A 12736-nucleotide genomic window follows, 5' to 3' on the forward strand; every position below is an offset into this window, starting at 1 on the left:
GATGGACTGTAAGTGATTTCGCTCTTATCTTTCATCATTCTTATCGTGCCGGTCGAAGTTAAGGTAAGGCGCAACAGGAGAGTGGGTAATTATGCTCGATAAATATTACGCAGAAACTGCTAAAAAATGAGTTCTGGCTTTCAAAACACAGCAGTTGATTATTTTTTAAAAATTGTATATGTATTGGTATTCTTTACGTACTTGTGCACGAGCAAAATAACAGACCCTGTTAGCAATTTGCTTTACTAAAATGAGAAACCGAAAAAAAAAAGAGCCCAGAGAATAATCCCTGAACTCCATATCCCTCACTTCATATACCGATATTCTCGCAAACTCTCCAAAATCGCAACTTCCTGCAACAACTCCTCACCAACATTCGTTTCCTTCACTTTCTTCCGCTCAAGCTCTTTGTCCACTAATCGCTTCACCGTTAAGACGTCTGTTCCGGTGCTTAGGACTTCTGCCTTGGAGTTGAAGTGTTTATGGGCGACGAGCTGCATGCCGTAGGAGTTGTATAGCAGCGTGTAGCCGGCGATGCCTGTTGTGGATTGGTAGGCTTTGGAGAAGCCGCCGTCGATGACGATCATTTTTCCGTTTGCTTTGATTGGGTCTTCTCCTTCGATTTCTTTTACGGGCGTATGGCCGTTGATGATATGGCCGTGATCTGGATTGAGGCCGAATTCTGCCAGGATGTTTCGGCAGGTTGCCTCGTCTTCACGTAAATAGTAATACGGGTTTTTCTTCTCTTTATGTGTTTCCTTCTCTTTAATGAAATAGCGCTCAAATGTCGTCATGGCGCGTTTTCCGAAGAGAGAGGAGGATTCACCTGTCCATAAATACCAGACCATATCTGTGGCCAGGTCATCGGTTTTGTCCGGATGGGCAAACGCTTCTCGTAAGAATCGTTCAAATACATCGAGCAGCTCACGGCCCGCATAAGCTTTGTCCTCAATCATCATCGTTTCCATATTGCCTTTTTCATCGACAGGAATACAGCCGTGAATTAACAGGTTGCCGTTATATTTTAAATAAAGGCTGCCTTTTTTCATCATAAATTTCATATGGCGGCCCAGCTTTTCGGAATGCTGGACAGAGAATAGCAGCTTGTCCAGCACTTCGGCTTCTTCCTCTAATAGCTCATCAGGCTGTTCCGGATTAATCGTCGCAAAGCAGGTGTTTTCCAGTTGATATGTTTTCCCGTGCAGCGTGATTTCATTTTTATCATAATCAATTTTCTCTAGTAACAAGCGTTCATCCATATTAAAGTTCGGCCGTCTCTTGATAATCGGGCTCTCAAGCTTGAATTGGATCATCGCGATCGCTTGATGAATTTTTGTGATTTGCTTTATCTCAGCCTCTGGCCTGTTTTCGTCTGCTTTTGGACGGAACGCTGGATTATCGTCATAATATTTTTCCGCCAGGTTCAGCAGCGGTCTCAGGTTGATGCCGTACACGTCTTCAATAATATCCAAGTTATCATAGCGGGCACAGATACGGATAATGTTGGCCAGGCATACTTTGGAACCGGCATAAGCTCCTATCCAAAGGACATCGTGATTGCCCCACTGAATATCGACAGAATGATAGTTGATCAGTTCTTCCATAATCCGATCCGGCTGCGGACCGCGGTCGTAAATATCGCCGACAACATGCAGATGGTCGACCACCAGTCGCTGAACGCTGTAAGCAAGGCCGGTGATCAGCTTATCGGCCTGGCCAAGTTCAATAATCTGATCTATGATTTCGGAGTAATATTGCTCCTTGTTGGCGGCTTCTTCTGTTTTGTACAGCAGCTCCTCCGTAATATAAGCAAACTGGGCAGGCAGCGCTTTGCGCAGTTTGGAGCGGGTATACTTCGAGGAGCAATAAGAAACGAGCTTAATCATTCTGTTTATCGTTTTTTTATACCAATCATTCAATGCTTCTTTCTTATCAAAGTCATGTTTGATTAACTTTAGTTTATCTTCCGGATAATAGACCAATGCTGCTAATTCATCAATTTCTCTATCGTAAATGACACCGCTGAAAATATCGCGAATTTTCTCTTTTACTCGTCCTGAACCATTACGCAGCACGTGCTGGAATGCCTGATATTCCCCGTGCAGATCACTGACAAAATGCTCGGTGCCTTTTGGCAGGTTCAGAATCGCTTTCAAATTAATGATTTCCGTTACCACTTTTTCTTCGCAATCGTATTTTTGCGCGAGTAAATCTAAGTATTTGCTTTCCAAAATCGTCCATCCCCTTTATAGAATAAAGCTATCCCTATTTATAAGCTTTTGCATGATCAGTTGAATTTAAAAGTGTGACATTGTTTTTCATCATTGGACCTTTATATGATAGTACCGCATAACGCCTTTTAGAGACAATGAAAACGAAGGGAAAGAGGTGCATGAGGCTGAGCGTGGGTCAAGAAAAGCGGAAAACAGAAGATAAACGTAAGGAAGCTAGAGTAAAAAAGAAGGTTTTGCAGATTTGGTTAGTGCTTATTAATCGTAATGGAAATAAGTCTTTCGTTGAACTTATAATACTATATATTGTAAAATAGAGAAAAAGATTCCGTAGCTCTCCTTGCGCTGGATCTGAATCGCTAATCCGAAGAGTTGCCTCAAATAAAGACATGAATAACCAAATTTCAGAGCAGAAATGCTTAATGCTTATGTCAATATTTTTAAGGAGTATACATATGAACATAGCGAATTATACTTTAAAAGTGAAAGGCAAAACGTTACTTCAGGACACTGACTTACATTTTTCGAGTGGGAAAATCAACCATGTAGTTGGAAAAAATGGGGTCGGTAAATCACAGCTTGCTAAAGACTTTTTGTTGAATAATAGCAAACGAATCGGCAGAGACATTCGTCAAAATGTATCTTTAATATCTAGCTCGTCAAATATACCTCATGATGTTTCTAAGGATTTTTTATTACACTTTTTGAGCGAAAAGTTTGATTCCGAAAAGATAAATAAGATTGCACATTTACTTAATCTTGATAATATCGACGGTAAAGTTCTTATTAAGAATTTGAGTGATGGCCAAAAGCAAAAATTAAAACTGCTTAGCTTCTTACTAGAGGATAAAAATATTATTGTTTTAGACGAAATAACGAATTCATTAGACAAAAAAACGGTTATAGAGATTCATGGCTTCATAAACAAGTATATTCAGGAGAACCCAGAGAAAATTATCATTAATATTACACATGATTTGTCTGATTTAAAGGCGATAGAAGGGGATTATTTTATATTTAATCACCAAGAAATCCAACAGTATCATTCAGTGGATCAATTAATTGAAGTGTATATAAATGAGTAATAAAACAGTGGGGGCTTAAGATGAAATTAGAGTTTAAAAAGAGTATAAGCAACAAAGTTTTCATTATTTTAGGATCTATGTTCGTGTTTTTATTTTTACTGGGATATTTTTTACTGGTAGGAATCGATAAAGTCAGCCATGTTACACCTGAGATGTTTTTCTTTAGCTCCTATACCGTTGCGACCCAGTTTGGTTTGATGTTATTTTCATTTGTTATAGCTTTTTTTATTAATAGAGAGTATTCAAACAAAAATATTCTCTTTTACAAATTAATAGGGGACAACATCTATACCTTCTTTTATAAAAAGATAGCTGTTTTGTTTTTGGAATGTTTTGCGTTTATCGCGCTAGGCCTGCTAATTATATCGTTGATGTACGGTGATTTTTCTCATTTTACATTATTACTGTTTTTATTTTCCGCAGTTATATTACAGTATATTTTCATCATTGGAACGATAAGCATGCTATGTCCAAATATATTAATTAGCATAGGTGTAAGTATCGTTTATTGGATGACTTCTGTTATTTTAGTAGCTGTAAGCAATAAAGTGTTTGGTTTTATTGCTCCATTTGAGGCAGGTAACACGATGTATCCCCGAATAGAAAGAGTATTACAATCTGATAACATGACACTTGGGAATAATGACATTTTATATATTATTTTATATTTAGTTTCAATCATGATCATAAATGCGATTATACTTCGCTTTTCTAAAACAAGATGGATCAAAATGGGCATATGATAAAGGAAGCTACTTCTCTCAGTGAAGTAGCTTTTTGTGTGCATCGATATTTTCGTTAAACTCTGAGATAAATCCATGTGGCCTGTTGATTTTGTTAAGGGGGGTGGTCTTCCTGCTTGCATCACCCAATCTATTGTTGTTTTTCTTTCACCATCTTTATAAAGAGAAAAAAGATAATGAATCCAATAAAGTAGTTCATTGGATTCTTAAAGATGCTCATCTCCAGTGAAATCTGTAAGAGTATCCAGAGCACGAAGATGGCTAGTATGGCAGGAATGATGATTTTGTACATGTCGACCACCTTCCAGTTAATCGTCCCCTCATGTTTTTATTAGTAGCAGGATGCAGCAGCCCTACAACAAAAAACTATTAGCCTGCACCACAAACTGCGACTGCTCATAATTATAAGAAATCTTCGAGAAATCAAACGGAACGCCATTCGTCAGGTGAAAAATACTTTCTATATACAGCTTCGGCAGTCCAGCCTTCATCCCTAAATATTCCGCTTCTTCCTCACTAAGCTGATCCACGTGAAGAAACAAATCCGAAAAACCAATTTTCAACCCTAATCCTTCCCGGATGTAATGGAAGATCGAGTGGGAGACGATTTCGTTGTTTAAATACGTGACGATGGATTTGTTGTAATAGGATTCTTCGTAGCACAGGGTTTGGCCGTTGATGTAGCGGACTCTTTTGACAAAGTATACGTCCTCCTCAAGTCCGATGTTGAGGTTGTCCGCCGCTTCTTGTGTCGGCTTTCTCACGTCTAGTTCAATGACTTTTGAGGTGATATTGAAATCCTCAAGGTCTTTTTTAAATCCTTGATTCGACAGGAGGCTGATGTAGCCTTTTCGTTTGTGTTTTCTGACGAAGATGCCGCTTCCTCTGAGCTGAAAGATCGCGCCTTTTTGTTCTAATAGATCTAAGGATTTTGTGATTGTGCTTTTGCTGACTTCAAACTTTGCCATGAGGGTTTCTAGCACTGGCAGTTTGTCTCCCTGCTGAAGCTGGTGTTCTTCTATATATCTTTCAATTTCTTCTGCAATTTGCTGGTACTTTAACATACGCATTCCTCATTTTTTTCGTTTAGTTTCACTTGTCAAAATTATAGCATAAACCGCTTACAATTATAGTTAATGAATAAATATTTTGTTTGGGTATTGATAAATTATACCGGTACAATTATAATGAAAGCGTAACCAAAACGAAGGGGTGGGTGAAAATGTCGGGGAAAGTGAGAGATTATAGCAGACTAGCAAAAGACATTTTGGAGGCCGTAGGCGGGGAAGAGAATGTCATTGGAGCTTCTCGCTGCGCGACGAGGCTTCGGTTGGTGCTGAAGCGGTCTAACCCTAAAGCGAAGGATATTGTGAAGTCGATGCCCGGTGTCATTACGGTTGTAGAGAACAGCGGCCAATTTCAAATTGTCATTGGACAGCACGTCGGGGAAGTCTTCGAAGAATTTTCAAAGCTGGTCAATATCGATCTGTCTGAGGAACAAAGCGAGAATAAAGGGACCGTTCTGAACCGGATTATTGCGACGATGTCAGCGGTGTTTGCGCCGTTTGTATACATTCTGGCCGCTGCTGGTATTTTGCAAGGGGCATTAATTATCATTAATTTATTGTTTGATGGCTTTGAGAAAACAGGAGCTTATCAGGTTTTTAGTTTTATATCTTGGGCGCCGTTTACGTTTTTGCCTATCTTTATCGCGATTACGGCATCAAAGCATTTTAAGGCCAACATGTATATCGCTGTAGCGTGCTGTGCCGCGTTAGTCAGTCCGACATGGGCGGAAATGGCTGTTCAAATCGCAGACGGAAAGAGTATTTCTTTCTTAGGGATTGCTTTATCGGAAACGACATACACGTCCTCCGTGCTGCCGCCATTATTTTTAGTGTGGATTTTGTCTTACCTCGAACGATTTTTGAATAAGAGAATGAATGAAGTGGTCAGGCCGTTATTTGTTCCGTTTCTATGCATGGTCATCATGGTGCCGTTAACGATTATTCTCATTGGCCCTGTGACAACATTAGGCGCAAATGGAATTGCAAACGGTTACAACTTCTTGGCGGAAAACGTGCCGGCTTTGGCTGGAGCGATCATCGGCGCCTTCTGGCAGGTCATCGTCATCTTTGGGGTACATTGGGGCATCACGCCGATGGTATTGGCGAACTATGATTTATACGGACGGGATTCATTCCAGGCGTATCAAACGATTGCGGTCATTGCACAGGTTGGGGCGGTGCTTGGCGTCATCCTTAAAGCGAGAAACAAGGAAACGAGAAAAGTCAGCGTTTCAGCTGGGGTCACAGGCTTGTTCGGCATTACAGAGCCGGCGATCTACGGCGTGACCTTGAGATTTAAGAAACCGTTTATTTTTGGCTGTATATCCGGTGCGGTTGGGGCAGTTGTGGCAAGCTTTTTCAATCCGTATTACTTTGCGTATGCGGGGCTTCCGGGACCGCTGACGATTGTGAATGGCATCAATGAACAATTCCCGACGTCCATTTGGGGCCTTTTGATCGGAGCGGCGATCGCGATTATTCTCCCTGTTGTGCTGATTCAAATCTTTGGCTATGGTGAAGATACAGCTAAACAGGCGGAAAAGGAACATGTTCAAACGGCACAGGAAAATGAAGAAACAGTATATGCACCGTTTAGCGGCAAGGTCATCCCGCTTTCTAAGGTGCCTGATGAGGTATTCAGTTCAGGCGCAATGGGACAAGGGTTGGCGATTGAGCCATCCGAAAATAAGCTTTATGCTCCGTTTGACGGCACCGTTGTCATGGTTGCGCCTACAAAGCATGCGATCGGCCTTCGTTCGGCGTCTGGCGTCGAGTTGCTGGTGCATATCGGACTGGATACAGTGACATTAGACGGAACTCCTTTTTCCTTGAAGGTGGGAGAGGGCGATACAGTTAAAAAAGGCGAAGTGCTTGTTGAATTTGATAAAGCTTTCATTGAAGAGAAAGGGTTAACAACGATTACCCCAGTCATCATCACGAATTCACATGCGTATCAGGAAATTCTCATCGAAGATATTGAAGAAAGTACGTTAGACCAAAAATTATTTACAGTCGTAAGCTGAGGAGGAATAAAACATGGGACACATGCCGAAGGATTTTTTATGGGGCGGCGCGTTAGCTGCACACCAATTTGAAGGCGGATGGAATCAAGGCGGTAAAGGGCCGAGTGTAGTCGATGTGATGACAGCGGGTGCGCACGGCGTGCCGAGAAAAATCACGGATACGATTGAAGAGAACGAATTTTATCCGAACCATGAAGCCATTGATTTCTATCACAGATACAAGGAAGATATCGCTTTGTTTGCGGAAATGGGCTTAAAATGCTTGCGGACGTCCATTGGCTGGAGCCGGATTTTCCCGAAAGGCGATGAGGCTGAGCCGAACGAAGCGGGCTTGCAGTTCTATGATGATGTGTTTGATGAGTTGCTGAAGCATGGGATCGAGCCGGTCATTACCTTGTCCCATTTTGAAATGCCGCTGCATCTGGCAAGAGAATATGGCGGCTTCAGAAATCGGAAAGTCGTGGACTTCTTCGTCAATTTCGCAGAGGCCTGCTTCAATCGTTACAAAGATAAAGTGAAGTACTGGATGACCTTTAACGAGATCAACAACCAAATGGATGTGAATAACCCGCTGTTCCTATGGACGAATTCAGGTGTTACGGTCGGAGAAAACGAAAATGCCAAGGAAGTCATGTATCAAACGGCGCACCATGAATTAGTGGCGAGCGCATTAGCGGTGGCAAAAGGAAAAGACATCAATCCAGACTTCCAGATCGGTGCCATGGTGTCACACGTGCCGATCTATCCTTTCTCATCCAATCCTGAAGATGTGATGCTGGCTGAGGAAGAAATGAGGCAGCGGTATTTCTTCCCGGATGTGCAGGTTCGCGGGTACTATCCAAGCTACGCGCTGAAGGAATTTGAACGGGAAGGCTATCACATCACTTTCGAAGATGGCGATGATGAGATTTTAAGAAACGGCACCGTCGATTACTTAGGCTTCAGCTACTACATGTCAACAACTGTGAAAAGCGATGTGGAAAATGATAATACAGGCGATATCGTTAACGGCGGATTGCCAAATGGTGTCGAAAACCCATACATCACATCGAGTGACTGGGGTTGGGCGATTGATCCCACCGGGCTGAGATATACGTTAAACCGTTTTTATGATCGGTACCAAATCCCGCTATTCATCGTGGAAAACGGCTTTGGCGCAGTGGATACGGTGGAGGAAGGCGGCAAGATCCATGATCCGGAACGAATCCAATATTTGAAATCACATATTGAAGCATTGGAAAAAGCGGTCACTTACGACGGTGTAGATTTAATCGGCTACACCCCGTGGGGCATTATTGATATCGTCTCCTTTACAACAGGCGAAATGAAAAAACGCTACGGCATGATCTATGTTGATCGTGATAATGAAGGAAACGGATCTATGAAGCGATATAAGAAAGATTCATTTGAGTGGTATAAAAACGTCATTCAAACGAATGGCGAGGAATTGTAAGCAGCTGGCCCGAATCGAGCACTTTTACTAAAGTGCCTGGTTCGGGTTTTTTTGTGTGATGTGAACGAACATCCAGTGATGGGAATAGATTACCAGCGCTGAACGTTATGTTATGATTTCACCTGTAAGATCCTTTTTTGTATAATTGAATATTAGAACGGAAGAAAGGGAGAGAGTTTGTAAGTGAAAAGGGATGAAAGCGGGTGTCTGGCTGAAGATTTTATGTTTACGATAGAGTTCCCTAAGCAATCTCCTGAAAAAAATTTGGTGAGGAAGGGGCAACATCACATTGAAAAACATTTTAATAAGAGCTGGGATATCACCATTTGATACATTTGATCCAGCTGAAATGATTGTTCGCAACTCCATTGGCGGTAACGTAGGAAACTTAGTATATGCCTACAGTGTGTTTCGTACGCTGATGACAGAAGGAACGACGATTACTCCTGATTATTATCGGATTAATGCGGCGGATGCGGAGCAAATCAATGAAAAATATGATATGTATATTATTCCGCTGGCAGATGCCTTCCGCGAGGATTTTGTGCCTTCTTTACGGAAATATACCCAATTAATTAAGAAGTTAACCATTCCGGTTGTTGTGATTGGGGTTGGTTTGCGGGCTCCGTTTGAACCAAAGTTAAATGAAGGTTTTCCTTTTGACGAGGATGTAAAGGCGTTTGTGAGTGCCGTGCTGGAGAGATCAAATATGATCGGTGTCCGCGGTGAGATTACAGCGAAATACCTTTCCAGATTAGGATTCCGTGAAGGTATTGACCATACGGTAATTGGCTGTCCTTCTATGTATGCGTTTGGAAGAGAGCTGAAGATTAGAGACACCACTATCACACCTGAATCAATGGTGACGGTTAACTCATCAAGGCTGTCTCCTAAGCATGTGCTGGACTTCATTACAAGAAGCATGAAAGAGTTCCCGAATCATTACTTCATCCCGCAATGGCGAAAAGAGATGATTTTGACGTATGCCGGGGCGCCTGCGATAGCGAAGCCTGCGGATAATTACCCTGTCAGCATGGAAGACCCAGCTTACCAGAATGATAGAGTCCGATTCTTTTTAAATGTGCCGACTTGGCTGGATTTCTTGAAACAAGCTGATTTGAGCTTTGGCGCAAGGCTGCATGGGAATATCGCGGCGGCAATTGCCGGAACACCGAGCCTTTTGCTTCCGAAAGATGCAAGAATGCGGGAATTAGCTGAATACCATCAGTTAACGCATATCATGGCAAATGAGATAACGGAGCAAACAAAACTGTCAGAATTAATTGAAACACTTGATTTTCACAAGCCTGAGAAACGGCAAGCGCAAAACTTTGACCATTTCATCAGCTTCCTGAATCAAAATGAATTGGATCATATTTATAAAGAGAAAGCGATTCCTGATACCGTTCCTTTTGACGAAAAACTATCTAACACCAAACTTCTTTCGCCTGTAACTACAGTTAGCGGCTGCAGTTCCACAGAAACAGCGAAACGCTGGGAAGCGCTTATGGCATTAGAAAATGCCAAAAAGGAAAAAACCATTAAAGACCTAAAGAACAAGGTCAAAAAGTATCAGGGCACTTTAAATAGAAAATCAGTGCGTTTCGCTTTAAAAACAGCAAATATGCTGAGCGGTAAATAATATTTCACTAACATTACAACTATATTACAAATGTATAAAACATGCAATATATTTGGAATAAAAAAGAAGCCGCAATGCTGCCACCAATCTGGCAATATTGCGGCTTTGTTGTATTAATTGCGGATAAGGTAATCAAACGCGCCGAGAGCGGCAGTTGCACCTGATCCCATCGAAATAATGATTTGATTAAACGCGCTGTCTGTGCAGTCGCCGGCAGCAAATAAGCCTGGAACGCTTGTCGCGCCGTGCTTGTCGACGATGATTTCGCCGATGCGGTTGCGTTCAACCGTTTCATCTAACCAATCTGTGTTTGGCACGAGACCGATTTGCACGAATACACCTTGGAGTTCAACGTGTTTTTCTTCGTCTGTTTCACGGTCAACGTATGTGATGCCGTTTACGCTTTGATCGCCTGTGATTTCTTTCGTTTGTGCGTTTTTCACGACAGTGACGTTAGGCAGGCTGTAGAGGCGTTTTTGCAGGACTTCGTCAGCTTTCAGTTCAGGTGCAAACTCAAGCACAGTGACGTGTTTGACGATGCCTGCGAGATCGATAGCAGCCTCGATTCCAGAGTTTCCTCCGCCAATGACCGCTACGTCTTTGCCTTCAAACAATGGCCCATCACAGTGCGGGCAGTACGCGACACCTTTGTTTTTGAACTCTTGTTCACCAGGTACGTTGACATTGCGCCAGCGGGCACCTGTTGATAGGATCACTGTTTTGCTTTTCAGGACAGCGCCGTTTTCGAGTTCAAGTTCGAACAGATCTTTCTTCTCAAGGCGTTTTGCGCGCTGAAGGTTCATGACATCAATATCATATTCCTTCACATGCTCTTCAAGGCTTGCCGCAAGCTTCGGTCCTTCTGTCGCTTTGACGCTGATGAAGTTTTCGATGCTCATTGTATCGAGAACCTGTCCGCCGAAGCGCTCAGCGACGACACCGGTGCGGATGCCTTTACGCGCAGTGTAGATCGCTGCACTTGCCCCAGCCGGTCCGCCTCCGACAACAAGAACGTCAAACGGCTCTTTGTCTGCAAACTCGGATGCGTCTGCGCCGCTGCCCATTTTCGCAAGAATTTCTTCAAGCGTCATACGGCCGCTTCCGAAGGATTCGCCATTCAGGTAAACGGTCGGCACTGCCATGATGTTTTTGCTTTCAACTTCTGCTTTATATGCTGCACCGTCGATCATCGTGTGCGTAATGTTCGGGTTGAGCACGCTCATCATGTTTAAGGCTTGTACAACATCAGGACAGTTGTGGCATGTCAGGCTGATATAAGATTCAAAGTGGTATTCACCGCTGATCTTCTTCACCTGATCAATGACTTTTTGGTCTACCTTAGGCGATCTGCCGCTTACTTGGAGCAGCGCCAAAACCAAGGATGTAAATTCGTGGCCCAGAGGGATACCGGCGAATGTAACGCCAGTATCTTCTCCAACACGATTGACACTGAAGCTTGGCGTTCTGTTTAATTCAGCTTTTTCAACTGTGATTTTAGATGACATGGAAGCCAGCTCATCAACGAGAGCCAGCATGTCCTTAGAAATGTCATCTTCACCTGCGCTCACTTTGAGAACAATGTCATTCTCAATAAGCTGCATGTATTGATTTAATTGTGCTTTGATATTTGCATCAAGTACCAATGGAATGCACTCCTTAGATTTTACCTACTAGGTCAAGGCTAGGTGTAAGAGTTTCGCCGCCTTCTTCCCATTTAGCCGGGCAAACTTCACCTGGATTTTGACGAACGTATTGTGCTGCTTTTACTTTGCTGATCAGGTTGCTTGCATCACGGCCGATACCGCCTGCATTGATTTCAACAGTTTGGATAACGCCGTCTGGATCGATGATGAATGTTCCGCGGTCAGCTAGACCAGATTCTTCATCTAATACGTCAAAATTGCGAGAGATCGTTTGAGAAGGATCACCGATCATTGCGTAAGTGATTTTGCCGATTTTTTCAGAGCTGTCATGCCAGCCTTTGTGTACGAAGTGAGTATCTGTAGAGATAGAGTATACTTCAACACCTAATTCTTTAAGTGCAGCGTATTGGTTTTGAAGATCTTCAAGCTCAGTTGGACATACGAAAGAGAAATCTGCTGGGTAGAAGCAGAATACGCTCCATTGGCCTTTCAGAGACTCGTTTGTTACATCGATGAATTCACCGTTTTTGAATGCTTTCGCTTCGAATGGTTGTACTTCTTTTCCAATTAAAGACATAATATCTTCCTCCTAATAGTGATAAATGGGCATTATAGATGATGTGAAGCCATGCTCCCGCTATCTATAATAATTATAATTCTGTATAAATTATTATATAATACCTTTTCTCTTGTCAAGTGAAAAGGAGAGATTCGGATAAAAAACATGAAGCTGCTCGGGAGAGGTTTCAACTTTCTATTATATAGTATGGTTTCCTGCAGCTCAAAATATCACAATTAAAGTCACATACGGGTGTTTTTCTTTTTTGAAGCGGACTCTAAAACTACTT

10 protein-coding genes are annotated in these 12736 nt (G+C 42.4%); 5 read left to right on the forward strand and 5 right to left on the reverse strand.

The features are described from left to right. Positions 1-305: 305 nt before the first annotated feature. Positions 306-2231: a fructose-1,6-bisphosphatase gene (gene fbp / locus V6D44_RS05815; protein ID WP_333516329.1), complete on the reverse strand. Its 1926-nt coding sequence runs from the start codon at positions 2229-2231 to the stop codon at positions 306-308. 455 nt (positions 2232-2686) lie between these two features. Between fbp and V6D44_RS05820 the strand changes: the two genes are divergently transcribed. Then, entirely contained in the window at positions 2687-3316 is a 630-nt protein-coding gene (locus tag V6D44_RS05820; protein ID WP_148963211.1) for an ATP-binding cassette domain-containing protein, read from the forward strand. A gap of 20 nt (positions 3317-3336) precedes the next feature. After that, the gene (locus V6D44_RS05825; RefSeq protein ID WP_253268726.1) at positions 3337-4059 is read left to right on the forward strand and encodes a peptide ABC transporter permease; all 723 of its coding nucleotides are present in this window, start codon (positions 3337-3339) and stop codon (positions 4057-4059) included. A gap of 130 nt (positions 4060-4189) precedes the next feature. Here the strand turns inward: V6D44_RS05825 and V6D44_RS05830 are convergent, their stop codons facing one another. Both V6D44_RS05830 and V6D44_RS05835 read right to left on the reverse strand, forming a co-directional pair. Next, on the reverse strand, positions 4190-4351 hold the full coding sequence (locus V6D44_RS05830) for a hypothetical protein (RefSeq protein ID WP_333516330.1): 162 nt from the start codon (positions 4349-4351) through the stop codon (positions 4190-4192). Between the two features lie 61 nt (positions 4352-4412). After that, complete coding sequence (locus V6D44_RS05835; protein ID WP_333516331.1) at positions 4413-5123, reverse strand: GntR family transcriptional regulator; 711 nt, start codon at positions 5121-5123, stop codon at positions 4413-4415. Between the two features lie 158 nt (positions 5124-5281). On the opposite strand from V6D44_RS05835, the gene V6D44_RS05840 reads away from it, so the two are divergent. From V6D44_RS05840 to V6D44_RS05850, 3 genes are all read left to right on the forward strand, one after another. Then, positions 5282-7150 carry a beta-glucoside-specific PTS transporter subunit IIABC gene (locus tag V6D44_RS05840; protein ID WP_333516332.1) on the forward strand — a complete coding sequence of 623 codons (1869 nt, stop codon included), beginning with the start codon at positions 5282-5284 and terminating at the stop codon, positions 7148-7150. A gap of 13 nt (positions 7151-7163) precedes the next feature. After that, entirely contained in the window at positions 7164-8603 is a 1440-nt protein-coding gene (gene bglA, locus V6D44_RS05845; protein ID WP_087991817.1) for a 6-phospho-beta-glucosidase BglA, read from the forward strand. Positions 8604-8892: 289 nt separating this feature from the next. Next, the gene (locus V6D44_RS05850) at positions 8893-10245 is read left to right on the forward strand and encodes a polysaccharide pyruvyl transferase family protein (RefSeq protein WP_087991818.1); all 1353 of its coding nucleotides are present in this window, start codon (positions 8893-8895) and stop codon (positions 10243-10245) included. Between the two features lie 113 nt (positions 10246-10358). Here the strand turns inward: V6D44_RS05850 and ahpF are convergent, their stop codons facing one another. Both ahpF and ahpC read right to left on the reverse strand, forming a co-directional pair. Further along, on the reverse strand, positions 10359-11888 hold the full coding sequence (gene ahpF / locus V6D44_RS05855) for an alkyl hydroperoxide reductase subunit F (protein WP_333516333.1): 1530 nt from the start codon (positions 11886-11888) through the stop codon (positions 10359-10361). Between the two features lie 13 nt (positions 11889-11901). Beyond that, positions 11902-12465 (reverse strand): alkyl hydroperoxide reductase subunit C, encoded by a 564-nt coding sequence (ahpC, locus tag V6D44_RS05860; RefSeq protein ID WP_024123485.1) that lies wholly within the window; start codon positions 12463-12465, stop codon positions 11902-11904. Positions 12466-12736: the final 271 nt, after the last annotated feature.

It is taken from the genome of Bacillus sp. 0209A (genome assembly GCF_036765095.1).
In the GTDB taxonomy this organism is placed as follows: domain Bacteria; phylum Bacillota; class Bacilli; order Bacillales; family Bacillaceae; genus Bacillus; species Bacillus subtilis_G.

Excerpts from the sequence above, each read along its gene's own strand:
- V6D44_RS05835 (WP_333516331.1), bottom strand. The coding sequence starts at position 5,123 with ATGTTAAAGTACCAGCAAATTGCAGAAGAAATTGAAAGATATATAGAA.
- V6D44_RS05840 (WP_333516332.1), top strand. The coding sequence starts at position 5,282 with ATGTCGGGGAAAGTGAGAGATTATAGCAGACTAGCAAAAGACATTTTG.
- bglA (WP_087991817.1), top strand. The coding sequence starts at position 7,164 with ATGGGACACATGCCGAAGGATTTTTTATGGGGCGGCGCGTTAGCTGCA.
- V6D44_RS05820 (WP_148963211.1), top strand. The coding sequence starts at position 2,687 with ATGAACATAGCGAATTATACTTTAAAAGTGAAAGGCAAAACGTTACTT.
- V6D44_RS05830 (WP_333516330.1), bottom strand. The coding sequence starts at position 4,351 with ATGTACAAAATCATCATTCCTGCCATACTAGCCATCTTCGTGCTCTGG.
- V6D44_RS05825 (WP_253268726.1), top strand. The coding sequence starts at position 3,337 with ATGAAATTAGAGTTTAAAAAGAGTATAAGCAACAAAGTTTTCATTATT.
- ahpC (WP_024123485.1), bottom strand. The coding sequence starts at position 12,465 with ATGTCTTTAATTGGAAAAGAAGTACAACCATTCGAAGCGAAAGCATTC.